Raw genomic sequence first — 26,193 nt, forward strand, 5'->3', positions numbered from 1 at the left:
CGGATCGCCACTCACGACCACCCTGCCCCACCACGGCGCGGAACCCTTCACGTACTTGGGGAACGTGTGAAGGTCGAGTTTCCTCGGCTGAGCCGCGTGAAGGACTCCTTCACTACCTTCAGGGTAGGCAAGGAGTCCTTCACGGACCGAGCCCGCGACCAACCGCAGCCGGAATCCAGTAGGTACCTAAGACACCCGCGCCCGACCACCCCGCCCCACTGCGGTCCAGTGTGCGGCGGAAGTCGCGAAAGCCACTTTCGGGACATCAGACGTCCCGAAAGTGGCTTTCGCGACACAGCCGCCGGGCAGTCGCGAGGTCACTGACCTAGACGGTCGGCGTGACCGTCCACTGCTGCTCGTCGCCGTTGCTGTCGGCGTACTGCCGGACGACGGCGCCGTTGTGCGTGGCGGAGTTCTCCACCGTGGGCAGGCCGCCGGTCTGGGCGTTGACCAGCTTCACCGAGCCGTCGCGCCCGGCGTAGAACACCCACTGCTGGTTCGCGCCGCCGTGGCAGTCCCACTGGCCGAGGTTCGCGCCGTTGGTCGCGCGGGAGCCCAGCACGTCGAGGCATTTCCCGGAGTTGACGTTCTTCAGCGTGTACTTGCGGTCGCCCGCGTCGGCCAGCACCCAGCGCTCCTTGGCCGCGCCGCCGATGCAGTCCCAGAGCTCAGTGAGGGCGCCGCGGGCGAGCGAGCCCTGGTCCGGCTGGTCCCACATGCCCGCGATCTGGAGGCAACGGCCGGACTGACGACCCTTGAGGTAGACCTCGCCCGGCTGCATGGGCAGCGTCGCCGAGTTGTGGTTCACGTCGATGAGCCGCCACGCCTGGTTGCTGGCGTGGGTGTTGGTGTACTGCACGACCAGAGCGGCGTTCTCCGTGCCACCGCCCGCGACGGTTGCGGCCTTGCCGCTCTTGACGTTGCGCAGTTCCACCATGCCGAGGTCGCCCACCGGGAGGAATTCCCACAGCTGGGCGGTGTCGGCGGCGTTGCAGTCCCACTGCACGAGCTCGTCGTTGTTGTTCACGCCGCCACCCGCGACGGTCAGGCATTTGAGCGAGTTGACGTTCTCCAGCTGGTAACGGCCGTTGCCGCGGTCGTGCAGGACCCAGCGCTGCTTGATCCCGCTGACGCACTCCCACAGTTCGGTTCCGGTGCCGTTGGCGTGCGCGCCCTCACCGGGTCCCCACAGGCCCGCCACCTGCAGGCACCGGCCCGACTGGAGCCCCTTCAGCTCGATGACCATGCCCTCCTTGGGCTTGGCGAAGTCGAGCTTCGCCGCTTCGTGCTGTCCCTTGGCGAGGAAGTCGGTGAGCACCTTCAGCGTCGGGTTCTTCAGCGCCTCTTTGGCGGCGTTGACCAGGTTCGGCTGGAACCCGTCGCGTTCCGCGTTGGCCAGCACCTCCTGGACCTGGCGCAGTTTGACCTCGCGGTCCTTGGCGTTCGCGGCGTCGATGTCCCGCTGATGCGCGGTGTGCACGCCGGTGAAGATGAAGTCGCGGAGCGCCTTCGGGTCGGAGCTGTCGAGCGCGGCGCGCGCGGCCAGCCGCACTTCGGTGCCTTCGGTCTTGCGGTAGATCAGGTCCACGAAATCGCGGTCGGAAAGGGCGAGCATGTTCGCGTCGGCCGCGACATTCATCGCCGCGGGCGCCGCCGACTCGCGGGCGGCTTTGTTCGCCCGCGCTTCTTCTTCCTTACGCTTGGCCTCGTCCGCGTCCGCCAATTCTTTCTGGCGATCGAGTTCGCGAAGGGTTTTGATATCGGTGCCGATGAACTTCTGCAACGCTTCCGGAGTCGCGTTTTCCGGGCGCAGGACCGCGGCGGCCCCGGTCTTCACCTGGGAACCGTCCTTGGCGTTCTGCCAGATCGCGAAAACGAAATCCTTGTCCGACATCGCGTAGATCTCGTCGCCGGGTTTCCAGCCGGGAACCTGGGTGACCGCGTCCTGGCGCAGCTTGCGCTTCGCGGCCTCGGCCTGCTCGCGCTCGGCTTCCTTCTTGATGTCGAGCAGCGCGGCTGTCCGGACGCCGGTCTTGATGAACCGGGTGGGGGCGTAGGAGTCTTCGCTGGTGAACGCCGCGAGGGCGGCGCTCTTCAGCTCGCTGCCTTCTTTCGCCTTGCGCCACACCGCGACCACGAAGTTCATGTCGTTCAGCGCGAGCAGATCGCGGTTCTGCGGGATGGCGGCCCAGTCGAGCGCCTCCATCTTCTCTTCCACAGTGGACTGCTCGAGCGGCGCGTCGGCGGCCGCCGCGGTCGTCGCCGCGGCTGTCCCGGCCAGTGGCACGGCCCCGGCGACCCCCGCGCCGAGTGACGTGACGAGCACGGCGAGTGCGGCGACGCCGGTGGTCGCACGAATTCTCAAATTACGCATACCGCGATAACTCCCCAGTTTTCGAATTCACTGAACTGCCCATCGCGATCACCCGGTGACGCGTTACCCGGTCGGCCGTGTGAGCTGCTTCACCAGACTAAAGTAGTTCGCTGCTTGCCCGCGGAACAGTTCGTGAGGTTGGATCTGCTCGCACTGTTCTCTGCATTTTCTTACTGGGGTCGGGGGCGGATCCGGTGATCCGCGAGAATTTCAGATGGCTAGGGGGATTCGATGACGACCAAGCGATCGTTGGCGACGATCGCGCTGCTCGCCGCGCTCGGCGCCGGGACCATGGTTCCGGCGGCGTACGCGGCCGATGCGGCGACGGCGGTGGGGGCGACGACCGCCCTGCCCGCGTGGAAACGGGATTTCGTGGTCCGGCTGACCGAGACCGATCCGCGGCCCGAGGTGGTGCTCGCCGCGTGGACCGCGTTGCGAAACGGCGACAGCGGGATCCTGGCGTTCATGGCGCCCGACGGCGGTTTCGCGAAGGCGAAAGCGCGTCATCTCGAGCAGGCGGCTCGCTACGACACCATCATCGCCAGGGTGCTGCGGACCACGACCCGCAAGTCCTCGCCCGCGGTCTGGCGTGCCGCCGATTTCGCTTCCCGTGGTGTGTTCAGCGACAAGGACCACTTCGTCAACACCGGCTGGGACGCGGCGATCGCGGAGGACGAACGGAACGAAAACCGCGAAGAGGAACAGGTCGCCCAGCAGGCACAGGCCGACCGGGACTTCGTCGCCTCCCTCGCGGGTAGCGATCCCGGCGCGTGGGTGCGTGCCGCCGCGACGCTGGCGGGCCGGGGCGACGCGGAACTGGCCGACTTCTTCAAATTCGGCTGGGACACCGCCGCCCGCGGCGACACCGAGGCGCACCGCGTGCGCGTCGGAGACCAGGAAGCCGCCTGGCAGCACCGCGTGACCACGCTCCTTCGCGCGGCCGAGGAGGCCGAGACCGCCCTCGCGAACGCGGACGCCGCATTGGTGGAGAAGGCCCGCGAGACCGCGGTGAACGCGTGGCGCGAGGTGTCCGGTCTCGCCGGGTCGGCCCAGCGGGGCTGGGACGCCGAACGGGCCCGCGCCGCCGGGCAGGCCGCGTCCTGGCGAGCCGTCGCCGACTTCGCGCGCACGGCGACCACCGCCCAGAACTGGCACGACATCTCCGAACACGCCGGGACGACGGGTACTTCGTGGACCGGGGAGCGCGAATGGGCCGAGGCGCAGGCGCGCCAGTGGACCTCGCTGCTCGAGTCCGCGCGCGCGGCCGAAGCCCGCGTCGCCGCCGTCTGACCGTCACACTCACTGGGAGCACTTTCTTCATGTACGAAAAGAAAACCGGGCTGAGACACGCCCTCGCGCGGGTCCTGATCGTCCTGCTCGTGCTGGCGCTGCCCGCCGGGTTGGCCGGTCCCGCGGTGGCCGCCGAACCGGCCCCGCCCGCCGCCGCGCCGGCGGCACAGAACCCGCCGCCGCCGATCGACGAGGAAGACGCGTTCAACCGCGAACTCGTCCAGGACATCGCCGACCACGCCGAAGACGTCGAAGTCCGGGACGCCGCCCGTGCCGCGCTCGCGACCGGCGACCCGGCCAAGATCCGCGAATACCTCGACACCGGCGACGCGCTGGCCAGGAAGGCCGCCGCGGACCGCAAGAAGCGGGTCGCCGCCGACAACCGGGCGCTGGTCACCGAATGGTCGAAGACCGCGGGCCCGATCGCGCGTCAGCGTGCCCTGGACGTCCTGGGCACCAACGACGACAAGAAGATCGCGGACTTCGTCGCCTTCGGCAAGGATCTCGCGGACGCGGAGGATCGCAGCACCGTCGAGGACGCCGCTGCCAAGGCCGAGCGCATCAAGGCGCGGGTCACCGACATGGTCGCCCGCGGTGGACCCGAGGTCCAGGTGCTCGGTCAGGCCGCTTTGGACAGTGGCGATCCCGCCGTCATCGAAGAGTTCTTCACCACCGGGTACACCGAGGCGAACAAACGCGACGGTGAGGCCCGCGCCGCGATCGAAGCCGCACAGGCCGCGCGGAACAAGGCGCTGCAGGATCTGCAGGACCTCGCCGACCGCTCCGCCCGCGCCTCGAACGCCCGGACCCAGATCCTGAAGTCCAGCGTCCAGGCCGTTAAGTCGCTGACCGACGCGTCCACCGCGATGGGCTTCGGCAACCAGGCGGCCAAACGCGCCGACCAGATCTTCGAAGAGGACAAACCCGGCCGCCCCGCCGGGAAACGCGGCCGCGCGGCCGAACTCGCCGGCCTCACCGCCGAGGCCAAGCGCCAGTTCGACGGCGCCACCGCCGCCTCCCGGGAGGCGACCACCCAGGCCGGGCTTTCGGACGCGGCCGCGCAGCAGCTCAAGGACACCGGACTCACCCAAGGGCTCGACTGGGTGCAGGTGACCAAGGCCGTCGCCGCCGCTTCGCAGGCCGCTGTGAAGGCGGCCGAGACCGCCTGGCGTGCCACGGAAGCGACCGAAGCCGCGAGCCTCGCACTCGACGCCAACGCGAACGCGCAGGCGCACGCCGACAACGCCAAGAAGTACCGGCTGTCGGCCGAGGAACACGCTCGTCAGGCCCACGATCTCGAACTCGCCGCGGCCGCGCAGGCCGCCGCCGCCCAGGCCGCCGCCGCCAACGCGCACGACGCGCGGATCAAGGCCGAACAGGCCGAGAAGAACGCGTGGGCGCACGCGGCCAAGGCCCGTGCCGCTTTGGACCGGGCCCGTTCGCAGCGCGCCATCGCGCAGCAGGCGATGACGAACGCGATCAGCCAGGCCGGGCTGGCCAACGCCGCCACCCGCCGGGCGATCGGGCAGCAGGACGTCGCGCTCTTCCACGCGGGCAAGGCGATCGAGGCGCACAACAACGCCGTCGGCGCCGGGAACCGGTTCATCGACGCGGGCAACAAGGCGGCCGACGCCGCGGGCCGGGCCCAGCGGGCAAGGGATGCGCTGAACTCGGCCGAGTTCAACCTGGCCGCGGCGGACGCCGCCGCGGCGGCCAAGGCGGGCACCCCCGAGGCGGAGACCACCGCCAGGGAGGCGAAACGTGCCCGCGACGAGGTCAACCTCGCCCGGCCCGCCGCGGAGAACTCGCGCTCCGAGTCCAACGCCGCCGGTGCGGCAGCGGCCGCCGCCGGCGCCGAAGCGGCACGGGCCAGTGCCGCCGCCGCGCAGGCGAGGGCCGAGGCCGCGACGGCGTCGCGCGAGGCCAAGAAGACCCACGACGAAGCCGTGCGTTCCCGTGCCGAGGCCGATCGCGCCAACGCCGAGGCCGTCAAGGCCAACACCGACGCGCAGGCCGCGGTCAACCTCGCCCAGGCCGCGATGGAACAGGCCGCGCAGGCCAAGACCGACGCGGAACTGACCAAGTCCGAGGCGGAGGCGGCCGCGAGCGAGTCCGTCATCGCCCAGGTCCAGGCGAAGGTCGCGGGCCGGGCTTCGCTCAACGCCCGGGTCGCCGCGGACGGGATCGCCTCACCCGCCGCGCGGGCACTCGATCTCGCGGGCCCGCTCGCGGACACGGATTCCGACGCGGCGCTCGCCGCCGACGTCGCGTCCCTCGCGCTGGCGATCGGCCAGGACCAGGCCGACAAGGCCAAGAGCCACGCGGACCAGGCCGATCAGGCGGCCAAGGACGCCGCCGACGCCGCCAAACGAGCACTCGGCGAAGTCGCCCCGGCGTACCAGGCCGCGGCGGACGCGGCCCAGTCGGCGGCCAAGGCCGTCCGCTCGGCGGAAACGGCGATCAGGGCGGCCCGCCAAGCGGCCGTCGATGCCACCTACGCCCGCGACGCGAGCCGCCGGGCCGGTTACGCCGACGCACAGGCCCGGCAGGACGCTTCCGCCGCGCACGGGGTCGCGGCCGCGGCGTCGAACGACGCGTCGATCGCCCGGCAGGCCTACAACCAGGCCCTGAGCGACGCCTCCCAGGCCAACCTGGCGGCGTCGGCGGCGGAGGGCGCGGTCAAGCAGGCCGACGACGCGGCGGCCGCCGCGGAGGGCATGGCCAACCTGATCGGCCCGATCGCGCAGCAGATGCGCGACCTCGCGACCACGCTCGAAGGCATGGCCCCGCAGATCCGCGAGGCCGAGCGGACCAAATGGGTCACCGACGTCCAGAAGTGGCTCGACGAGCACCTTCCCGGCGACACCAAGGGCGAGTTCCTCAAGGGCGTCGCGGGCGAGATCGTCAACATGGGCTTCGGGATCTGGACCCTCGCCAGCTGCGGGATGGGCCCGCAGACCGGCTCCGGCCCGGTCATGGGCAGGGAAGAGGCCTGCAAGTCCATCGTGGACGGCATCGGCAAGCTGATCGACGACCCGAAACAGCTGCTGCACTGGGACGAGTGGGCGAAGAACCCGGCCAAGGCGCTGGGCATGACCGTCGTCGACATCGGCTCGTTCTTCATCCCCGGCGCCGGCGGCCTGAAGGTCGGCGAAGGGGTCGGCAAGGGCGCGGGCAAGGCGATCGTCGCGGTCGGCGCCGGTGCGGCGAAGACCATCGGCTCGGTGCTGATGAAGGGCATGCTCGACATCGGCGGCACGAGGTTCGCCGAGCTGGTCGGGAAGTTCGGCTCGGTCAACCTGTCGAAGGTGCTCGGCGAGGTGAGCATCGCCCAGTTCGTCAAGACGCTCGACTCGGTCGGTGCCGCCTACGTCACCAAGTACATCGCCGACAAGGGCGGGGTCGAGCTCGGCAAGCTGCTCGTCGGCAAGTCACCCGCCGACGTCGCCAGCGCGCTGAAGCTGGTGGCCGACGCGTCCGACCGGGCGGCGCTGGCGAAGCTGGTCGACGAGCTGACCACCCGCGGCAAGCTCGGTCCGGACGTCATCCCGGCCAACGTGCCCGGGAAGATGCTCGACGGCTGGAAGCCGTTCGAGAAGATGAGCCGTGAGGACATGGCCAAGCTGTGGGTGCCGGACGGCGGCTGGGACAAGACCGGCGCCTGGGACTGGCCGAAGGCCGCGCCCAACAACGGCAAGGTGCCCGGTACGTCCAACCCGAACTACCAGCCCGTCAAGGGTGACGTGTGGGACCGCTTCGGCGACGCCAAGTTCGGGAAGAACCTTTCGCCCGACGGGGTGCCGTACGCCGAGCGCGCGATCCCGCCGACCAACCTCGGCGACGGTTACCATCGCTACGAGTGGATCAAGCCGTGGGACTCGAACGCGGGCGCCATCGAATCCAGCAAGGTCGCCCCCGCCTTCGGGCAGCCCGGCGGCGGGATCCAGTTCCAAACGTCGAGGACCGTCCAGCAACTCATCGACGACGGCTACCTGAGGGAGATCTTCTGATGGACGTCTGGCAGCTGCTCGCGGAGCTGGACAAGGCGGGCGTCGACCGGTCCGAGTACTACTTCCCCGGCATGCCGCCGCGGGAGAGCAACCCGGACGGCGGCACCTACCTCGAGGTCGAGGGCGGCCGGTGGCAGGTCAAGCAGGCCGAGCGTGGCCAGTCCTGGACGCGCGGGTCGTTCGACACCGAGGACGAGGCGTGCCGCTTCCTGTACGACCTCCTCACCTGGAAGGCGCCCGAGCCGTACCGGCAGACGCCCGAGGAGGCCGAGGCCTCGCGCCTGCACAACGAGCGCAGGCAGGCCGAAGACCGGCGGAACCTCTAGAGAGAGCTGAAGGGGCCCTTCACCGCATCACATGCGGTGAAGGGCCCCTTCGCTGCGTCTCATGCGGGGAAAGTCCCCTTCGGCTCAGCGCGTGGGGTCCTTGCCGTTCGGCTGCCTCGGGCCGGGACCCGGCGACCACCAGCCGGGGACGACCTTCTCACCGTGGACGATCGTCGGAGCGATCCCCTCGGTGAACGGTTCGACCTGCAGCAACTGCCCCCAGGACTGGCTCGGCTGGCCGATCAGGTAACTGGGCACCTCGGGTTCGGCGGCGACCTCTTCGAGCCAGCCGATCGGGCCGCCGTTGGTGCTGGACGCCCAGTTCGCCTCGTCGGCGACGGCGCCCGCGGTGATCCGGTATTCGGGCATCTTCGAGATGCCGTCGTGCGAGGTCACCGGCTGCACGCACGGGTAGACGAACGACGCGGGCCAGTCGACGTACACCGGTTTGCCCGCGATCTTCTCGGTCAGCGTGGTGAACGTCGGCACGCGGGGCGCCGAGGCGGCGATCCAGCCGTCCTCGGTGAGGTCGTTGTCGACGATGTTGATCCGCACCGACGTCGTCTCGGCGGGGAGGTCGCGCAGGTTGATCCGGGTGTCGTTCCAGCCGTTGGTCCCGGCGCCCGGCGGGAGCACGAACTGACTCCGGACGACCTTCACGCCTTCGCCGGTGTTCACGCCGTAGTCGAGGCTGACCGACGTCGGCCGCCGCGAGGCACCCGCGGTGGCGACCACGATCTGACCGTCCGCGGGCTTCTCGGCGAGGGCGTACCAGTCGCTGCGCAGGCGTCCGGCCCGCGTTTCGGGGTCGAGGAAGCTGCTCCACATCGGCACTTCGTCGGGTTTGAAGCCGTGCGGCGGTTCGGCCAGCGGGTCCTTGTCGTCGATCGCGCGGGTGTGGAACCCGGTCTGCACGCGGCCGTTGTCCTGTTCCGGATCGGGCAGCGGCGGCGGGGTCTGCCCGGCGGGCGGCTCCTCCTTCTTCACCGGGACCGTTCGCTGTTCGGGCTGGGCCCGCAGGATGCTGGTCGCGGCGTCCCGTTCCACCATCACGTGGTCGGAAAGGTTGCAGCTCTTGCCGGACAGATGCCCGAAGTTCGCGGCGCCGAGGCTGTAGGAACCCTGTTGGTTGTGGATCGCCCACGCCATGCTGACGAACTCGCCCCCGGCCATCAGGCCACACACGACCACCAGCGAGAGCGATCCGAGCCGCAGCGAGCGGCCACGGCCTTCCTGCGGCCCGGCCGGCAGCCCCGGCCGGTGCGCGCGGACGTTCTCCACGAACGCGTAGATCCCGGAGATCGCGGCCGCGATCAGCAGGATCGTCGACAGCGGGATCCCGCCGATCGACGGCGCCACCCCGGTCCACTGCACGCCGAGTTTCGAGACGAACCAGAACGAGTTGGGCCCGGTCGCGGCCAGCGCGCCGACCACGAGCAGCCCGGCGAGGAAAGCCGCCCGGTTCCGTCTCGACCGCAGCACCGTCGAACTGGTCGCCAGCGCCGTCAGCGCCGCCATGGCCGCGCCGACCGCGGCGAACGCGCCGAAGTGGTGCGTCCACTTGGTCGGCGTCAGCGCCAGCAGCAGGAAGAACAGCGCGACCGTGCCGATCAGGCGGCGGCTGGGGCCGAGCGCGGCGCCGGGGATCCGGCCGCGGCGCAGCAGCACCACCAGGCAGGTCCCGGTGCACAGCAACACGAGCAGCACGGGGAACCGGCGTGGCATCGAGCCGTCCGGCAGGCTCTCGAAGAGCAATTGGTAGCGCGCGAGTTCCTGGAACCACGACAGGTTCGGCCCGACCTGGGTGCGGATCCGGGTCGCCTCCTGAACGGTGGCGAAGGTCTGGTCGGCGAACACCACGACCAGCACCAGCAGCCCGGCGGCCAGCACCGGCGCGAGCACCGGCAGCCAGCCGTTCTCGGCGCGCTGGCGGACCAGTTTGAACAGCGGGCGGGCGGCGACCAGGAACGGCGCGACCGCGATCAGCCCGGTCGGCGTCGCGGCCAGGGTGAACCCGGCGGCGGTGAGGCCGAGGGCCAGCGGCAGCAGGCGGCGCGTCACGAGCGCGCGCTCCACGGCGCAGATCGCCAGCAGCGAGCCCAGCGCGGCGACCGGTTCCGGCCGGACACCGTTGTTGAACGGCATCCACCAGACCAGGAAGACGGCGGCGGCGGCCCAGCCCGCCGCGCGGCTCGTCCGGACCTGCGTGCCGAGGCGCGGCATGACCTCGCGGCTGATCAGCAGCCAGCTCAGCACGCCGAGGACGAACGACGGGAGCCGGATCCACGGCGGCACCGTGCTGACGTGCGCCATCAGCTGATACACGTGGTAGAACCAGCCGAACGGGGCCTCGGCGACGCCGAACCAGCGGTGGTAGTTGGTCAGATAGCCGGTTTCCTCGGCGACTCTGGACATCGTGAGGATGTAGCCGTCGTCCGACGTGACCGGGCCGATGAAGACCCACGCGCCGAGCGCGATGATCACCGTGGCGTCGCGGGCGGTCAGCCGCCACCAGCCGACGGGCGCCCAGCGAGGCGCGCGGCGGGCGGAACCGGAGTCCATCCGCCACACCGCGATCAGGCAGCCGATGAACGACAGCGCCGCGATCACGCCGATGATCCACTTCAGCAGCGTCGGCGAGGTCTGGTAGCGGGTGTCCGGGACGACCGAGACGTGCAGTCCGGCGATCGGGTCCTTGCCCGCGTTGATCGACGAGTAGATCCCGACCAGTCGCGGCCGGACGTCGCCCTCGGCGTGGAAGACCACCGTCTCGGCGACGGTCAGCGTCATCTGGTTCGCGTCCGCGCGGAGCTCGACGTCGCAATTGTTCTGCGGAAGCGGCTGCTGGACGATCTGCTGACCCTGGCTGGACGCGAGCAGCACACCGTTGTCGATGCGCAGCTGCAGGCCGACGCCCTTGCCCGCCCTCGGGTCGGTGCGGCCGTCGGGCACGGTCGAGAACAGCAGCGCCTGCCCCTGTGAACGCGAGTCCAGTGACCGGACGGTCGTGCACGGCAGATCGACGCGCAGGTCTTGAGCCCAGTACCCGGTCAAGGGCGCGTTGACGGAGCGGGTGTCGCCGCCCGTTGGCCAGACGACCTCCGCTGTGTCCTGCACCACCGGCAGGAAGGGGAAAGCCAACGCGCACAAGGCGGACAGCAACCCCAGCGTGACAGCGATCAAACGCATCGGCGCAACGCTAACGGGTCTGGTCCGAACGGCTTACGCAGGGCTGCCCTTGGTCTCGGCGTCGAGCCAGGTTAAGGCGTCCTGAACCGTCGTCACGCTGGCCGTTTCGGGGCGCGGTGGCCGCCGGACGACGACCACCGGGAGGTCGAGTTCGCGGGCCGCGGTCAGCTTCGCGGCGGTCATCGCGCCGCCGCTGTCCTTCGTGACGAGCACGTCGACGCGGTGCCGTTCCATCAGCGCGCGTTCCCTGTCCACCGTGTACGGGCCGCGGTCCAGCAGGACTTCGCGACGCCGGGGGAGCGCCACCTCGGGCGGATCGACGCAGCGGATCAGGAACCAGAGGGCGTCGAGGCCGGCGAAGGCGGCGAGCCCCTGACGGCCGCTGGTGAGGAACACGCGTTCACCGAGCGCCGGGAGCAGCCGCGCGGCGTGGTCGAGGTCCTCGGCCCAGTGCCAGGTGTCGCCGGGGCGTTCCGTCCATCCCGGCCTGGCCAGCCTGAGCAACGGTGTGCCGGTTTCGCGCGCGGCTTCGGCCGCGTTGGCGCCGATGCGTTCGGCGAAAGGATGAGTGGCGTCGATCATCGCCGCGACGTCGTTCTCGGTCAGCCAGCGCGCGAGACCTTCCGGACCGCCGAAGCCGCCGACGCGGACTTCGCCGTCGGGCAGCTTCGGCCGCACGACGCGCCCCGCGAGCGACGACACGACGTGCTCGCCGCGCGCCGCCAGCTCCTTCGCGAGTTCCCTGGCCTCACCGGTGCCGCCGAGGATCAGCAGGGTCATCGGGCCACGGCCGCGCGCCACCGTTCCAGCGTGCGCAGGTTGGCGAGCGTCTCCGCCCAGGTGAGTTCGGGCGCTTGCCGGTCGGCGAGATGCGTGGCGACGTGGTCGGCTTCGCGGGCGAAGAGGCCCTGTGTCGCCTCGACCTCGATCACCTCGGGCTCGCCACCTTCCGGCGTGAGGATGATCTGCGAGGTCTTCGGTTCGCGCATTTCGTGGATCCACGCCGGTTTCGGCACGTACAGCTGTCCTTGCGAGCCGTAGACGCGGATGTGGTCGTCCTGTGTCAGCTGGAAGCCGCAAGCCAGTTGCGCGAGGATCCCGCCCGGCAGCCGCAGTAGCCCGAAGGCGAACTCGTCGATGCCGTTCTCGTCGAGCCTCGCCATCCCGAGTACCTCTTCGGGCTCGACGACGTCCTGCCCGGTCGCGGCCTGCGAAACCAGCCGCGAAAGCGAGGTGCAGTAACACCCCACGTCGAAGATCCCGCCGCCGCCCAGCGCGGGATCGGTGAGCCGGGGGACGGCGAAGTTGTAGCTGAAGGCGACGTCCACGGCGCGGACCTCGCCGATGGCGCCGCAGGAGATCAGCTCGGCCAGCCGCCGGATCTGCGGATGCAGCCGGTACATGAACGCCTCCATGAGGAAGACGTCGTTGACGCGGGCCGCTTCGATGACCTTCTCGGCTTCGCTGACGGAGACTGTCAGCGGTTTCTCGCACAGGATGTGTTTGCCTGCCTCGGCCGCGCGGATCGCCCATTCGCCGTGCAGCGGATGCGGCGTCGAGATGTAGACCGCGTCGACGTCGGGATCGGCGAGCAGATCCTCGTAGGAGCCATAGCATTTGGGGATCTCGAAGCGGCTCGCGAACTCGGCCGCCCGGTCGCCGGACCGCGCGGCGACGGCCTCCAGCACGCCGTGCTTGCTCTCTTCGACGCCCGCCGCGAATTCGGCGGCGATGGTCCCGGCGGCCAGCAGGCCCCAGCGAAGGTTCTTCACAGTGACTCCGGTTGGTCGGCGCGATCACGGGTGGCCGAATACAGAAAACTGTCGGGAAACCCTTCGGCCGCAAGGACTTCTCCGACGAAGATCATCGCGGCGCGGCTGATCCCGGCTTCGCGCGACTGGGCGGCGATCGTGCCGAGCGTCCCGCGCACTACCTGCTCTCCGGGCTGGCTCGCCAGCGCCACCACCGCCGCGGGGCAGTTCTCTTGATAAAAGGGCCGCAGTTCGTCGACCACTTGCTCGATGCGGTTGATCGCCAGGTGCAGCGCGAGGGTGGTGCCGGTACGCGCGAAGTTCGCGAGCGTCTCACCCGGGGGCATGGCCGTGGAACGCGCCTGCGCCCGCGTGATGACCAGGCTCTGACCGACCTCGGGCACGGTGAGCTCGCGGTTGAGCAGCGCGGCCGCGGCGGCGAAGGCGGGGACGCCGGGGGTGACGTCGTAGGGGACGCCCGCCGCGTCGAGGCGGCGCATCTGTTCGGCGACGGCGCTGTAGATCGACGGATCGCCCGAGCACAGCCGCGCGATCTCGTGGCCCTTCCCGTGGGCCTCGGCCATCCGATCGACGATCGCGGGCAGGTCGAGGTTCGCCGTGTCGATGAGCACCGCCTCCGGAGGGCAGTACTCCAAGAGCGCCGTCGGGGTCATGCTGCCGGGGTACAGGCAGGTTTCGCAGCGGCCGAGCAGGTCACGGCCCCGGACGGTGATCAGGTCGGCGGCGCCGGGCCCCGCACCGATGAAGTGCACGGTCAAGGTCTGCTCCATTGGGTCACGGCTCGCGCCGGGGTCCAGCCGGTGAATCCGCCCAGCGGCGCGGCCTGCTCGACACTGACCCGGATCAGCTCCCCGCCGTGTTCGCCGTACGCGCGGGCGAGGGCCTGTTCGGATTCGAGGGTCACGCCGTGCGCGACGATCCGTGCGCCTGTCGCCAGGCAGGCGTCCAGGACACCGGGCACGGTCAGCCCGCCGCCGACGAAGATGGCCTGCGGCGTGGCCAGCCCTTCGAGTGCTTCCGGGGCGGCACCGATCACGACGTCGAGTTCCGGGACGCCGAGCGTGTCCGCGTTCCGGGCGATCCTGGCGGCTCGCTCCGGGAGGCGTTCGATCGCGATCGCCCGGTTCAGCGGATGCGCGCGGGACCATTCGATCCCGACGCTGCCCGCGCCCGCGCCGACGTCCCACAGCACCTCACCGGGTGACGGCGCGAGCCTGGCCAGCGCGGACGCGCGGAGGTCGCGTTTGGTGAGCTGGCCGTCGTGCTCGAAGGCGTCGTCCGGCAGGCCGGTCAGCGGCAGCGCGGGCCCGTCGGCCTCGATGGCGAACACGGTCAGCTCACCCGGGCCGATGCGCTCGTCCGGGCCGCCGAGGTCGGACAACGCGATGACGCGGCTCCGGCCGTAACCGCGGGCTTTCAGCAGGTCACGTAGGTCTTCGGCGTTCGCCCCGAGGACGAGGATCTTCCGGCCCGGCGCCAGCGCCCGGTTCACCCGGCCGATCTCGCGGCCGACGACCGTGACGACCTCGGTCTCCTCCGACGGCCAACCGAGCCTCGCGCGGGCGAGTGTCACCGACGACAGCGCTGGCAGGATCTCGACGTCGTAGCCGCGCTTCAGGAGTGTCGTGCCGATACCGGACAGAAGAGGGTCTCCGCTGGCCAGCACGCAGACGCGGCCCTTGTCCGCGAGGAAGTCGTCCAGGGCGGGGAGGAGCGGGCTGGGCCACGGCTCGGATCTCACGTCCGAGGGCAGGTACGCCAGTTGCCTCGGCGAGCCCACGACGACGTCCGCGCGCAGCACCGCTTCCCGTGCCTGCTCGGACAGGCCCGGCCAGCCGTCGGCACCGATGCCGACGACGGTCAGGGGTGATTTTTCGCGCACGTTCGTCACGGTAGATGACGCTTTTCCTATGCGATGATCGGCCGGACGTCGTCGACGACAGGAGAGCTGTGAAGCCGTACCCGTTCACCGCCGTTGTGGGGATGCCGGATCTGCGCCTGGCGCTGGTGCTTTCCTCCATCTCGCCCGCCGTCGGCGGGGTGCTGGTGCGCGGGGAGAAGGGCACGGCGAAGTCGACGATGGTGCGCGCGCTGGCCGGTCTGCTGCCCGGCGTCGACGTCGTGGACGCGTGCCGGTTCTCCTGCGACCCCGTCGAGCCCGATCCGGCCTGCCCGGACGGCCCGCACGCCGAGGGCGCGGCCGCCCATCGCCGTCCCGCGCGGCTCGTGGAACTGCCGGTCGGCGCCGCCGAAGACCGCGTCATCGGCTCGCTGAACCTGGAACGCGCGCTCGCCGACGGCGTCACCGATTTCCAGCCCGGTCTGCTCGCGGCGGCACATCGCGGGCTGCTGTACGTCGACGAGGTCAACCTCCTGCACGACCACCTGGTCGACACGCTGCTCGACGCCGCCGCCATGGGGCGCGCGACCGTCGAGCGCGAAGGCGTCTCGGTGTCGCATGCCGCCCGGTTCGTCCTGATCGGCACGATGAACCCCGAGGAAGGCGAGCTGCGGCCGCAGCTGCTGGACCGCTTCGGGCTCACCGTCGAGGTCGCCTCCAGCCGGGATCCCGAACTGCGCGTCGAGGTCGTCCGGCGACGGCTCGCCTACGAGGCCGATCCCGAGGCTTTCGCCGGCCAGTACGCGGCGGCCGACGCCGAACTCGCCGCCGACATCGAGGCGGCGCAACGACTTCTGCCGTCGGTGAAGCTGCCGGACGACGCGCTGCGCCAGATCGCCGAGGTCTGCGCTTCGTTCGAGGTCGACGGGATGCGCGCGGACATCGTGACCGCGCGGACCGCCGTCGCGCACGCCGCCTGGGCCGGGCGGACCGAGGTGACCACCGAGGACGTCCGGGTCGCGGCCCGGCTCGCGCTGCCGCACCGCCGTCGCCGGAATCCCTTCGACGCGCCCGGAATCTCCGAGGAACAGCTGGAACAGGCGCTGCAGGACGCCGAACCCGAAGGTCCTGGTCCTGACGACGACGGCCCCGGCTCGGGCACCCCGCCGCCCTCGGAAGGCGACGCTCCGCCCTCGGAAGGCGGCCAGGAGCCGTCGGGCGGTGGCCGGAGCGGCGGTGACCAGAAACCGGTTCAAGCCGGGGAAGCCTTTCGTGCCAAGCGTTTCGAGGTGAAGGGCACCGGAGAGGGCGCCGCCGGGCGGCGGTCGAGGGCGATCACCGACAACGGCCGGACCATCGGCGTCCAGCCCGCCGGGACCAAGGACGGGCATCCGCATCTGCTCGCGACCGTGCGCGCGGCCGCGCCGCACCAGCGTTCCCGCGGTCGAAGCGGCGCCGGGCTCGTGGTGCGGCCACAGGATCTGCGGTTCGCGCGACGGGAAGGGCGCGAAGGCAACCTGGTGCTGTTCTGCGTCGACGCGTCCGGATCGATGGGTGCGCGCCAGCGGATGCGCGAGGTCAAGACCGCCGTGCTCTCCTTGCTGCTCGACGCCTACCAGCGCCGCGACAAGGTCGGCCTGGTGACTTTCCGTGCCTCCGGCGCCGAACTGTCGCTTCCGCCGACGATCAGCGTCGACGCCGCGGCGTCCCGTTTGGACGGTCTCGCGACCGGCGGCCGGACTCCGCTGGCCGAGGGGCTCCTCGAGGCGGCGAGGGTGCTGCGGATCGAAGCGGTCCGTGATCCGCTGCGACGTCCGCTGCTCGTCGTCGTCACCGACGGCCGCGCGACCAGCGGCGCGGACGCCGTCAAGCGGGCGCAACAGGCGGCCGGTCTGCTGGCCGGCAACGTGACCTCCGTCGTGATGGACTGCGAGAGCGGGAAGATGCGCCTCGGGCTCGCCGCGGAACTGGCGGAACACCTGGGCGCGGAACACGTCCCGGTCACCGAGGTCGCCGCCGACACGCTCGCCGGAGCCGTCCGCACGCGTATTTCGGGGAGGGCCGCGTAATGCCGCAGGGCAAACCGGAAACCGTACCCGCCGACGGTCTCACCACCCGCCAGCGCCGCAACCGCCCGCTGCTCGCCGTGCACACCGGCGAGATGAAGGGGAAGTCCACGGCCGCCTTCGGGATGGCGTTGCGCGCCTGGAACCAGGGCTGGTCGATCGGCGTGTTCCAGTTCGTCAAGTCGGCGAAATGGCGTGTCGGCGAAGAAGCCGCGTTCCGCGCGCTCGGCAAGCTGCACGAAGACTCCGGTCAGGGCGGCCCTGTCGAGTGGCACAAGATGGGCGAGGGCTGGAGCTGGGCGCGCAAGTCCGGATCCGAGGAAGACCACGCTGCCAACGCCCGCGAGGGCTGGGCCGAGATCAAACGCCGTCTCGCCGCCGAGACCCACGACTTCTACGTCCTCGACGAGTTCAGCTACCTGCTCAAATGGGGCTGGCTCGAGGTCGACGACGTCGTCTCGACGCTGACCTCGCGTCCCGGGCACCAGCATGTCGTGATCACCGGCCGATACGCGCCGCCGGAGCTGATCGAAGCGGCGGACCTGGTCACCGAGATGACGAAGGTGAAGCATCCGATGGACGCCGGGCAAAAGGGCCAGCGAGGCATCGAATGGTGAATCGCGTGGTCGTCGCCGCGCCCGGCTCCGGGCACGGCAAGACCACGATCGCCGCGGGCCTGATGGCGGCGCTGCGGGCGCGGGGGCTGAAGGTGTCCGGGCACAAGGTCGGCCCCGACTTCATCGACCCGAGCTATCACGCCCTCGCGACCGGGCGGCCGCCCCGCAATCTCGACCCGTTCCTCCAGAGCGAAGAGCAGCTGATCCCGTTGCTGCTGCACGGTTCCGCCGGTGCCGACATCGCGATCATCGAAGGCGTCATGGGCTTGTTCGACGGCGCGCTCGGCACCGAGGGCTACGCCTCGACGGCGCACGTCGCGCGGCTGCTGGACGCTCCCGTCGTGCTGGTGGTGGACGCCTCGGCCGCTTCGCGCAGTGTCGCGGCGACCGTCCTGGGGTTCGCTCAGTACGACACGCGCGTCCGGCTCGCCGGGGTGATCCTCAACAAACTGGGCTCGCGACGGCACGCGGACGAGATCGTCACCGCGCTGGAAGCGACCGGCGTCCCGCTGCTGGGAACGTTGTACCGCAACGAAGAGATCCACGCGCCCAGCCGTCACCTCGGCCTGGTCCCGGCGGCCGAACGGGCGAGCGAGTCGGAACGGCTGCTGCCGGAACTGGCCGGATGGATCAGCGAGGGTGTCGACCTCGGCGCCGTCGTTCAGGTCGCTCGTGCGGCTTCCCGTCTCTCAGGTGAACCCTGGCGGCCTCAGCTCGCACACGAAGGCCCGCGTACGGTCGTCGCGGCCGCCGCCGGTCCGGCGTTCACCTTCCGCTACACCGAGGCCGTCGAGCTGCTCGCCGCCGCCGGAGTCGACGTCGTCGATATGGATCCGTTGCAGGACAAGGAACTTCCCGATGGCTGCGCCGGACTGTACTTCGGCGGCGGCTTTCCCGAGGTGCATGCCGAAGAGCTTTCGGCGAACGTCCCGCTGCGGACGGCGGTGGCGCGGGCCGTCGGCGACGGAATGCCCGTCGTGGCCGAATGCGCCGGACTGTTGTACCTCTGCCAGGACATCGACGGGCTGCCGATGACAGGCGTCCTCGACGCCTCGGCCACCATGACCAAACGCGGGAAACTCGGCTACCGCAAGGCTTTCTCGCCCGCGGACACCGTGCTGACCGTCGCCGGGCAACGCGTCACCGGCCATGAGTTCCACCGCACGATCGTCGAACCCGGCAGCGGCCCGACACCCGCCTGGGGCTGGGATCGCACACCCGACGGCTTCGCGTCGGCGTCGCTGCACGCGTCCTACCTGCACGTCCACTGGGCGGGCTACCCCGAACTCGCCGAGCGGTTCGCCGCCGCGGTGCACGCCCATGGCTGACTACGATCTCTGGCATCACGGCGATCGCGAGGTCGGCGAAGGGCTCGTCGATCTGGCTGTCAACGTCCGGCTCCCGGCGCCGCCCGCCTGGCTGCGCGCCGAGCTGGCGGCAGCCCTGGACGATCTGGCCGCGTATCCGGACGTCACCGCCGCCGTGGAGGCTGTCGCCACCCGGCACGGTTTGCCGGAGTCCCACGTGCTGGTGACGTCGGGTGCCGCCGAGGCCTTCACGTTGCTGGCCACGGCTTTGCGGCCGTCTCGTGCCGTGGTGGTCCATCCGCAGTTCACCGAGCCCGAAGCCGCCCTGTGCGCGGTCGGCCATCCCGTGCACCGGGTCCTGCTGTCGCCCGACGACGGTTTCCGGCTGCGTTCGGTCCCGGACGACGCGGACCTGGTCTTCGTCGGCAACCCCACGAACCCGACTTCCGTACTGCACCCGGCCGCGGACCTGCTCGCCCTGGGCCGTCCGGGCCGCCTGGTCGTCGTCGACGAGGCCTTCCTCGACGCCGTCCCCGGCGAAACCGAAACCGTCGCGGGAAGACCAGGTTTCGCCGTCCTTCGCAGCCTGACCAAAACCTGGGGGATCGCCGGGCTGCGCGCCGGCTACGTACTGGCCGAAGAGTCCGTTGTGGACAGTCTGCGCGCGGTGCAGCCGCCGTGGTCGGTGTCGTCACTCGCCGCCGTCGCCGTCGTGGCCTGCTGCCGCCCGTCCGCGCTGGAGGAAGCCGAAAAGCTGGCGGTGGCGGCGGAAGCGGACCGGGAGTACCTGGTTTCGGGCCTGACCGCGCTCGGCGTCGAGGTACCGGGCGAGCCGCGAGGGCCGTTCGTGCTCGTGCGGCTGCCCGGCGCGGACGGCGTCCGGGAACGGCTGCGGGAGAACGGTTTCGCCGTCCGGCGTGGGGACACCTTCCCGGGACTGGACGCGCGGTACCTGCGGATCGCGGTGCGGGACCGGGAGACGGTGGATCGATTCCTGGCGGCTTTCGCCGCCGTGTTGTGAGGCAGCCCGCCCTGTCGGGGCAGGTACGTGAAGGCCTCCTTCCCTACGCTCAAGGTAGTGAAGGGGGCCTTCACGGAAAGAGCGAGAGCAGGGCTCCGACACAGAAGGACGTGACCACGCCACCTTTGACTTATCCCTCAAGAGAACCGTCCTCACCACTCACGACCGTGGGCACCGCGGGCAAGAAGTGGTTGGATGAGCCGGTGAACTTCGTGATCGGCGTCTTCGATCTCTTCGCCTACACCATCCCCGGCGCGCTGTACGTCGCGTTCTTCGGCTACCTCGGGACGAAACTCCACATCCTGACGGCCGCGTCCATCGGCGGCGTGCCGACCGTGGTGCTGGTCGTCGTGATCGTGGTGCTGAGCTTCCTGCTGGGCTATCTGGCCTATCCGCTCGGCGACGCGCTGGAACGGATCGTGCCGCGAAGGCGCGAGCGGAACGCCGCCGAGGAGTTCGTCCGCCGGATGCCCGCGGCCAAGGACCGCCCGTTCCTCAAGGAGAACACGCACCTTCTGTTGTGCGCGCTGCAACTGCACGACAAGGAGGTCGCGGTCGACGTCACGCGGCTGCGCGCGTCCGGCCTCATGGTGCGCAACTGCGCGCCGCCGCTGTTGTTCGGAGCGATCGCGGCGATCGTCGAGATCTTCGCGGGCAAACACCCCTTCATCGCCGCCGGTCTCGCGGTGCTGCTTCTCCTCGCGTCGCTCACGCTGGTTTCGCAGGGCCGCAAACTCGGGCTCTGGGCGGGGATGAAGACGCTCGAGCTGTGCTTCTGGCTCCCGGAAATCGACGAGAAGCTGGCGACGGACGAGCCGGTTTGATCGGGGCTCTGAGACGAGGCCCGGCCTGGCGCCGTCCTCCAGCGCCCGGCGTTGCGAAAGCCACTTTCGCAACATCCGAAGCCGGCACCTCCAGCGCCAGCTTGCCACTCACTGCCCCACGGGCGCTTCAGAACGACAAAGCCAGCAAGACCGCCGCGACGGCGACCTCGACGCAGCCGCCGAGCACGTCCCCGGTGACCCCGCCCAGCCGCTGGACGCACCGCGCCAGCAGCGCCGACGCGGCCAGGTACCCCAGCGCCACCGCGATCAGCCCTTGCCGCCACGGGAACACCAGCGCCGCAGCGCTCGCGAGTACGGCGAACACCACCGCGGCCGTCCACACCGGTACCGAACCGGCGACGGTCGCGCCCAGCCCCTCGGGACGGGCCGAGGGAACACCGCGCGCGCAGCACAGCGAGAGCACGCCGCGTCCGGCGAGGACCGCGATCGCTGCCGCCGCGATCCCGTGCCCAGCCGAGATCGCCCCGGCCAGCGCGCCGACCTGCACGAGCAGGACCAGCACCAAGGTCGCGATGCCGGTCGGCCCGGAATCCCCGCGGCGCATCACTTCCAGCGCCCGCTCGCGGTCGTAGGAGGCGCCGAGCCCGTCGGCCGTGTCGGCGAGCCCGTCCAGATGGAGCCCGCGACTGCCCAGCGCCACCGCGCCCAGCGCCAGCGCGGCCGACGCGAAAGCGGGCAGTCCGGCCAGATCGCCCAAGAAGACGATCACCGAAGCGACGGCCGCGAGCGGGACGACGGCCAGCGGAGCGAGCACCATCGCGCCGCCCGCCACCCGCCGGTCGATCAGCCCCGGCGCCGGCACCCGGACGGTGGTCAGGGTGCCGAAAGCCATCTTGAGCGCGTCCGCGATCAAGCGAGATCCGCCAGCAGGCCCATGTCCGCGATGATCGCCCGCGCCGCCCTCAGCGTCGGTACCGCCTGCACGGCGCCGCTGCCCTCGCCGAGCCGAAGCCCGAGATCGAGGATCGGCTCCAGTCCGAGAGCCTTCAACGCGTAAGCCTGCGACGGCTCCGTCGACCGGTGCCCGGCCAGCCACCACTGCTCGGCGCCCGGCGCGATCTCGCGCGCGACGAGCGCCGCGGCCCCGGAGAACACTCCGTCGAGCAGCACAGGCACCCCGCGCACCGCGGCCCGCACGAGGAAACCCGCCGTCGCGGCGAGACAAGCGCTGCCGAGCGCGGTCAGCAACGCGAAGGGGTCCTTCCCCGCACCAGCCCTGGCCAACGCGGCCTCGACGACCGCGACCTTCCGCGCCCGCCCGTCCTCGTCGATCCCGGTACCCGTGCCGACGACGTCTTCCGCGGCCAGACCGAGCACCGAAGCGACCACGGCCGCGCAGATCGTCGTGTTGCCGATCCCCATGTCACCGGGGATGAGCAGATCCGCGCCGCCGTCGATCTCCTCGTCCGCGATCGCCAGCCCGTGCTCGAACGCCGTCCGCGCCTCGCCCTCGGCGAGCGCGTCCTCGACGTCGATCGAGCCGGAACCCCGCCGCACCTTGTGCGCGGTGACCTCGGCGGGTACGTCCGCGCCGTCCCAGTCCACGGCGATGTCCAGCGCGCGCACCGTCGCCCCGGCGACCCCGGCCAGCACGCCGACACCGCTCTTCCCGGCGAGGAACACCCGCACCATCGCCGCGGTGACCTCACGCGGATACGCCGACATCCCGGAAACCCCGTGGTCCCCGGCGAACACGACCACCCGGACGTCGTCGAGCGGCCGCGGCGGCACGGTTCCGTGCGCTGCGCAGAGCCAAGCGGCCAGGTCTTCGAGCCGCCCGAGCGAACCCAGCGGCTTGACCAGGCCGTCCAGTCTGGTGCGCGCGGCGGCTTCGGCGGCGGCGTCCGGGGTGGCGATACGCATCGTTGCTCCCTAAGGCAGGTCCAGCATTCGTCCGGCGACGACCAGCACGGTCCGGTCGGAGACGGCGGACACCCGGTTGTTCAACGCGCCCAGCACATCACGGAAAACGCGTCCGGACACCGTCGCGGGCACCACACCGCTGCCGACCTCGTTGCTGACCGCGATCACCGGCACGTCGGCCTGCGCCCACGCCGCCAGGAAGTCCTCCAGCCGGTCGTCGAGCCGGCGTTCCCAGCCCTTGCGCTGATCCCAGGCGCCGACCTCGTCGAGCACGCGGGCGATCCAGGTGCCGAGACAGTCGATGAGCAGCGGATGCGTCGCCGTGCGCAGCACCGTGGCCAGGTCGGTGGTCTCGATGGTCTTCCAGGTGCTCGGCCGCCGCGCGCGGTGCGCGGCCACCCGAGCGGCCCATTCGGGATCGTCGGCGCTCGGCGGCAGCCCGGGCGCGAGATAGGTCAGGTGCGGGTGACGGGACGCGAGCCGCTCGGCGTGGTGTGACTTCCCAGAGCGGACGCCGCCCAGTATCAGCACCTTGCCGTCGTCGCGCGAGTGGCGGCGAAGTGCCCGCGCGAGAGTCTCCAGAACCCCCGCGAGGCGATGCGTCAGCTTGGTCATACCCCGCATTCTCGTGCACGCGCTACGGTTCGCCACGTGCCACTCCGACAAGCCGCCACCGCGGCCGGACTCGTTACCGGTTACGTCGCCGACGCCGTGTTCGGAGATCCACGGCGAGGACATCCCGTAGCCGGCTTCGGCCGCGCCGCGCAAGCCCTTGAACAGCGGGTTTGGGCCGATTCGAAGGTACGGGGCGCGGCGTACACCGCCGCCTGCGCGGGGACCGTCACCGGATTGGGGGTCGCCGCCCGGATCTTGACCCGCGAACGTCCTTTCGCGCGGTTCGCGCTCACCGCGGCGTCCACATGGGTGGTTCTCGGCGGACGGGGGCTCGCCGCCGAGGGCACGCGGATGGCCCGGCTGCTCGACGACGGCGACCTGCCCGGCGCGCGGCGGCGGCTCTCGCACCTGTGCGCCCGCGACGCCACCGGCCTCGACATCGAACAACTCGCGCGCGCGACCACCGAGTCCATCGCCGAGAACACCTCGGACGCCGTCGTCGCGCCGCTGCTGTGGGGCGCTGTCGCCGGGATCCCCGGTCTGCTGGGCTATCGCGCGCTCAACACCCTGGACGCGATGGTCGGCTACCGGTCGCCGAAGTACGTCAACTTCGGCTGGGCCTCGGCGCGGGCGGACGATGTGGCCAACCTGGTGCCCGCCCGGGTCGGCGCGGCGTTGACCGTGGCGTCGGCACCGCTGGCCGGTGGGTTCGCCAAACCCGCGTTCCGGATCTGGCGCCGCGACGGGAAACACCATCCGAGCCCCAACGCGGGGCAGGTCGAGGCCGCTTTCGCGGGCGCGCTCGGGATCCGGCTCGGCGGGACGAACAGCTACGGCGGCCGCACCGAACGCCGCGGCGTCCTGGGCGAAGGCCGTGAGCCGGAGCCGGTGGACGTCCGCCGCGCCGTCCGGCTGTCGAAGGTCGTCGGGCTGGCCGCGCTCGCCGTCGCGGTGGCGGTGGCACGGTGAGCGGGCTGCTCGTCGCGGGGACGACGTCGGACGCGGGCAAGAGCCTGGTCACCGCCGCGTTGTGCCGCTGGCTCGCCCGCAAGGGGGTGCGGGTCGCGCCGTTCAAATCCCAGAACATGTCGAACAACTCGATGGTGTGCGCGGACGGCGCCGAGATCGGCCGCGCGCAATGGCTGCAGGCACGGGCGGCCCGCGTCGAACCCGAAGCCGCGATGAACCCGGTCCTGCTGAAACCCGGCAGCGACCGGCGCAGCCACGTCGTCGCGCTCGGGAAACCGTTCGGCACGCTGGAGGCGGGGGAGTACGCGACCGGCCGGGCCGGGCTCGCCGAGATCGCCTTCGACACCTTCTCTTCGTTGCGACGGCGCTTCGACGTCGTGCTGTGCGAAGGCGCGGGCAGCCCGGCCGAGATCAACCTGCGCGCGGGCGACTACGTCAACATGGGGCTGGCGCGGCGCTTCGGCCTGCCCGTGGTGGTCGTCGGCGACATCGACCGCGGCGGCGTCATGGCCGCGATGTTCGGTACTCTCGCTCTCCTTTCCGCCGAAGACCAGGCACTGGTTTCGGGGTGGCTGGTCAACAAGTTCCGCGGTGACGTCGGCCTGCTGCGTCCTGGTCTGGAGACGCTGGAGAAGCTCACCGGCCGCGAGGTCTTCGGCGTCCTGCCCTGGCTCGACCAGGTGTGGATCGACTCGGAGGACGCGCTGGCCGCCGCGGGCTGGGGTGCGACCGGTGGCTCCCTGCGTGTCGCGGTCGTGCGTTTCCCTCGCGCCTCCAACGCGACCGACGTTGACGCGCTCGCCGCCGAGCCCGGTGTCTCGGTCGCGTTGACGGCCGATCCGGACACCGTCCTTTCCGCCGACGTGGTGATCCTGCCGGGTTCCCGCGCGACCGTGGACGACCTGGCGTGGCTGCGGTCCCGCGGTCTGGCGGCCGCCGTCCTCTCGCGGGCCGAGGCGGGCCGACCGGTGCTGGGGATCTGCGGCGGCTATCAGATGCTGGCCGCCGAGATCGAGGACGACGTCGAGTCCGGCGCCGGAACGGTCCCCGGCCTCGGCCTGCTGCCGACGCGTGTGTCGTTCAGCGCGGACAAGGTGCTGGCACGCCCGTCCGGAGCCTGGCGCGGCCAGCCCGTGGAGGCGTACGAAATCCACCACGGCGCCGTGACTCCCACCGGCCCCGCCGAGTCCTTTTTGGACGGATATCGGCAGGGGGCGGTGTGGGGCACCATGTGGCACGGCGCCTTCGAGAACGACGGCTTCCGTCGCGCCTGGCTGGGCGAAGTGGCGGACTGGTCACCGGCCGCCGGGGCGCAGGGATTCGGCGCGCTGCGGGAGAGCATGCTCGACAGGCTCGCCGACGCCGTCGAGGACCACGTCGACACCGTGGGACTCCAGCGTCTGATCGAAACCGGCTGCCACGTCGACCTGCCTTTTGTGCCGCCCGGAGCCTGAGCCGGGCGTCAGCGCGCGCAGCACCAGCCGGACCACCGACTCGCCGAACTCCTCCGTGAGCGGCCCCGTCCGCAGCAGCCACCGGTAGTAGACCGCGCCGTAGTACAGATCCACCGCGGCGTCGATGTCGACGCCGTCGATCTGCCCTGCTTCGGCACCGGTCCGGAATCGTGCCCTTGTCGCCTCCAGCCATGGCTTCATCAGCCGTTCGTCGAGTTCCGCCGAAAGTTTCACGTCGCCCTGGATCGCTGTCAGCAGTGCGCGGTAGTACGCCTCGTACCCCTTCTCCGTCAGCGGGTCCACAGTGGATCGGAGCACCGTGCGCAGATCCGCCGCGAGATCGCCGGTGTCCGGGAAGGTCAGCTCACCGGCCCCCTGGACCAGGGTCAGGTACGCGTCCAGCACCAGCGCGCCCTTGTCCGGCCACCACCGGTAGATCGTCTGCTTCCCCACCCCCGCCCGCGACGCGATCGCCTCCACCGCCAGCTTCGGGTAGCCGACCTCGCCGAGCAGTTCGGTGGTCGCCGTCAGGATCGCCTGCCTCGAGCGTTCGCTGCGCCTGGTCGGATCCGGGGACTTGACGTTTCCAGCCATGTCGGTATGGTAGCACAACGAGACGAGACGGTCCGTCTCGC

At 70.9% G+C, this 26,193-nt stretch carries 19 protein-coding genes and 1 pseudogene; 10 read left to right on the forward strand and 10 right to left on the reverse strand.

Annotation, left to right across the window (positions count from 1 at the left end; all coding sequences use genetic code 11):
- Window positions 1–325 precede the first annotated feature (325 nt).
- Window positions 326–2,374, reverse strand: a complete 2,049-nt coding sequence (locus HDA45_RS29660; protein ID WP_184900822.1) for an RICIN domain-containing protein — start codon at window positions 2,372–2,374, stop codon at window positions 326–328.
- Between the two features lie 231 nt (window positions 2,375–2,605).
- Here HDA45_RS29660 and HDA45_RS29665 point away from each other — a divergent pair, with 231 nt between their 5' ends.
- The 3 genes from HDA45_RS29665 to HDA45_RS29675 are packed head-to-tail and all read left to right on the forward strand — an operon-like array spanning window position 2,606 to window position 8,000.
- Window positions 2,606–3,664, forward strand: coding sequence for a hypothetical protein (locus HDA45_RS29665; protein ID WP_184900823.1), 1,059 nt, complete (start codon window positions 2,606–2,608; stop codon window positions 3,662–3,664).
- 29 nt (window positions 3,665–3,693) lie between these two features.
- A complete protein-coding gene (locus HDA45_RS29670) occupies window positions 3,694–7,674 on the forward strand; it encodes a glycohydrolase toxin TNT-related protein (protein ID WP_184900825.1) in 3,981 nt (1,326 codons plus the stop codon).
- A complete protein-coding gene (locus HDA45_RS29675; protein WP_184900827.1) occupies window positions 7,674–8,000 on the forward strand; it encodes a hypothetical protein in 327 nt (108 codons plus the stop codon). Before HDA45_RS29670 ends, HDA45_RS29675 begins: the two co-directional genes overlap by 1 nt.
- Window positions 8,001–8,084: 84 nt before the next feature.
- On the opposite strand, the gene HDA45_RS29680 is transcribed toward HDA45_RS29675, so the two are convergent.
- From HDA45_RS29680 to cbiE, 5 genes are read right to left on the reverse strand one after another with little or no spacing between them, the layout of a single operon-like run.
- Window positions 8,085–11,189: an arabinosyltransferase domain-containing protein gene (locus HDA45_RS29680; RefSeq protein ID WP_184900829.1), complete on the reverse strand. Its 3,105-nt coding sequence runs from the start codon at window positions 11,187–11,189 to the stop codon at window positions 8,085–8,087.
- 33 nt (window positions 11,190–11,222) lie between these two features.
- A complete protein-coding gene (locus HDA45_RS29685) occupies window positions 11,223–11,969 on the reverse strand; it encodes a cobalt-precorrin-6A reductase (RefSeq protein WP_184906182.1) in 747 nt (248 codons plus the stop codon).
- Window positions 11,966–12,961, reverse strand: a complete 996-nt coding sequence (locus HDA45_RS29690) for a Gfo/Idh/MocA family oxidoreductase (protein WP_184900831.1) — start codon at window positions 12,959–12,961, stop codon at window positions 11,966–11,968. Before HDA45_RS29690 ends, HDA45_RS29685 begins: the two co-directional genes overlap by 4 nt.
- Complete coding sequence (gene cobM, locus HDA45_RS29695) at window positions 12,958–13,719, reverse strand: precorrin-4 C(11)-methyltransferase (RefSeq protein ID WP_184900833.1); 762 nt, start codon at window positions 13,717–13,719, stop codon at window positions 12,958–12,960. The genes HDA45_RS29690 and cobM overlap by 4 nt, the downstream gene beginning before the upstream one ends.
- Window positions 13,716–14,852, reverse strand: coding sequence for a precorrin-6y C5,15-methyltransferase (decarboxylating) subunit CbiE (gene cbiE / locus HDA45_RS29700; RefSeq protein ID WP_184900835.1), 1,137 nt, complete (start codon window positions 14,850–14,852; stop codon window positions 13,716–13,718). Before cbiE ends, cobM begins: the two co-directional genes overlap by 4 nt.
- 59 nt (window positions 14,853–14,911) lie before the next feature.
- Between cbiE and HDA45_RS29705 the strand changes: the two genes are divergently transcribed.
- The 5 genes from HDA45_RS29705 (at window position 14,912) to HDA45_RS29725 (ending at window position 20,636) form a co-directional block, all read left to right on the forward strand.
- Entirely contained in the window at window positions 14,912–16,870 is a 1,959-nt protein-coding gene (locus tag HDA45_RS29705) for a putative cobaltochelatase (protein WP_184900837.1), read from the forward strand.
- Window positions 16,870–17,484 (forward strand): cob(I)yrinic acid a,c-diamide adenosyltransferase, encoded by a 615-nt coding sequence (gene cobO / locus HDA45_RS29710; protein ID WP_184900839.1) that lies wholly within the window; start codon window positions 16,870–16,872, stop codon window positions 17,482–17,484. The genes HDA45_RS29705 and cobO overlap by 1 nt, the downstream gene beginning before the upstream one ends.
- Window positions 17,478–18,812, forward strand: a complete 1,335-nt coding sequence (locus HDA45_RS29715; protein WP_184900841.1) for a cobyrinic acid a,c-diamide synthase CobB — start codon at window positions 17,478–17,480, stop codon at window positions 18,810–18,812. The genes cobO and HDA45_RS29715 overlap by 7 nt, the downstream gene beginning before the upstream one ends.
- Entirely contained in the window at window positions 18,805–19,812 is a 1,008-nt protein-coding gene (gene cobC, locus HDA45_RS29720) for an Rv2231c family histidinol phosphate aminotransferase CobC (RefSeq protein ID WP_184900843.1), read from the forward strand. The genes HDA45_RS29715 and cobC overlap by 8 nt, the downstream gene beginning before the upstream one ends.
- A 203-nt stretch (window positions 19,813–20,015) precedes the next feature.
- On the forward strand, window positions 20,016–20,636 hold the full coding sequence (locus HDA45_RS29725) for a hypothetical protein (protein WP_184900845.1): 621 nt from the start codon (window positions 20,016–20,018) through the stop codon (window positions 20,634–20,636).
- A gap of 127 nt (window positions 20,637–20,763) precedes the next feature.
- On the opposite strand, the gene HDA45_RS29730 is transcribed toward HDA45_RS29725, so the two are convergent.
- Genes HDA45_RS29730 through HDA45_RS29740 form a run of 3 tightly spaced genes read right to left on the reverse strand, consistent with a single transcriptional unit; the run spans window position 20,764 to window position 23,135 of the window.
- Window positions 20,764–21,510, reverse strand: coding sequence for an adenosylcobinamide-GDP ribazoletransferase (locus tag HDA45_RS29730; RefSeq protein WP_184900847.1), 747 nt, complete (start codon window positions 21,508–21,510; stop codon window positions 20,764–20,766).
- The gene (gene cobT, locus HDA45_RS29735; RefSeq protein ID WP_184900849.1) at window positions 21,507–22,520 is read right to left on the reverse strand and encodes a nicotinate-nucleotide--dimethylbenzimidazole phosphoribosyltransferase; all 1,014 of its coding nucleotides are present in this window, start codon (window positions 22,518–22,520) and stop codon (window positions 21,507–21,509) included. The genes HDA45_RS29730 and cobT overlap by 4 nt, the downstream gene beginning before the upstream one ends.
- Before the next feature lie 9 nt (window positions 22,521–22,529).
- Window positions 22,530–23,135 (reverse strand): bifunctional adenosylcobinamide kinase/adenosylcobinamide-phosphate guanylyltransferase, encoded by a 606-nt coding sequence (locus HDA45_RS29740; protein ID WP_184900851.1) that lies wholly within the window; start codon window positions 23,133–23,135, stop codon window positions 22,530–22,532.
- 36 nt (window positions 23,136–23,171) lie between these two features.
- Here HDA45_RS29740 and HDA45_RS29745 point away from each other — a divergent pair, with 36 nt between their 5' ends.
- Both HDA45_RS29745 and HDA45_RS29750 read left to right on the forward strand, forming a co-directional pair.
- A complete protein-coding gene (locus HDA45_RS29745) occupies window positions 23,172–24,104 on the forward strand; it encodes a cobalamin biosynthesis protein (protein ID WP_184900852.1) in 933 nt (310 codons plus the stop codon).
- Window positions 24,101–25,558, forward strand: coding sequence for a cobyric acid synthase (locus HDA45_RS29750; RefSeq protein ID WP_184900854.1), 1,458 nt, complete (start codon window positions 24,101–24,103; stop codon window positions 25,556–25,558). The genes HDA45_RS29745 and HDA45_RS29750 overlap by 4 nt, the downstream gene beginning before the upstream one ends.
- 33 nt (window positions 25,559–25,591) lie before the next feature.
- Here HDA45_RS29750 and HDA45_RS29755 read toward each other — a convergent pair.
- Window positions 25,592–26,152 (reverse strand): annotated as a pseudogene (locus tag HDA45_RS29755) (TetR/AcrR family transcriptional regulator); the annotation flags it as partial.
- Window positions 26,153–26,193: the final 41 nt, after the last annotated feature.

The organism is Amycolatopsis umgeniensis (genome assembly GCF_014205155.1).
GTDB classification, from domain to species: Bacteria; Actinomycetota; Actinomycetes; order Mycobacteriales; family Pseudonocardiaceae; genus Amycolatopsis; species Amycolatopsis umgeniensis.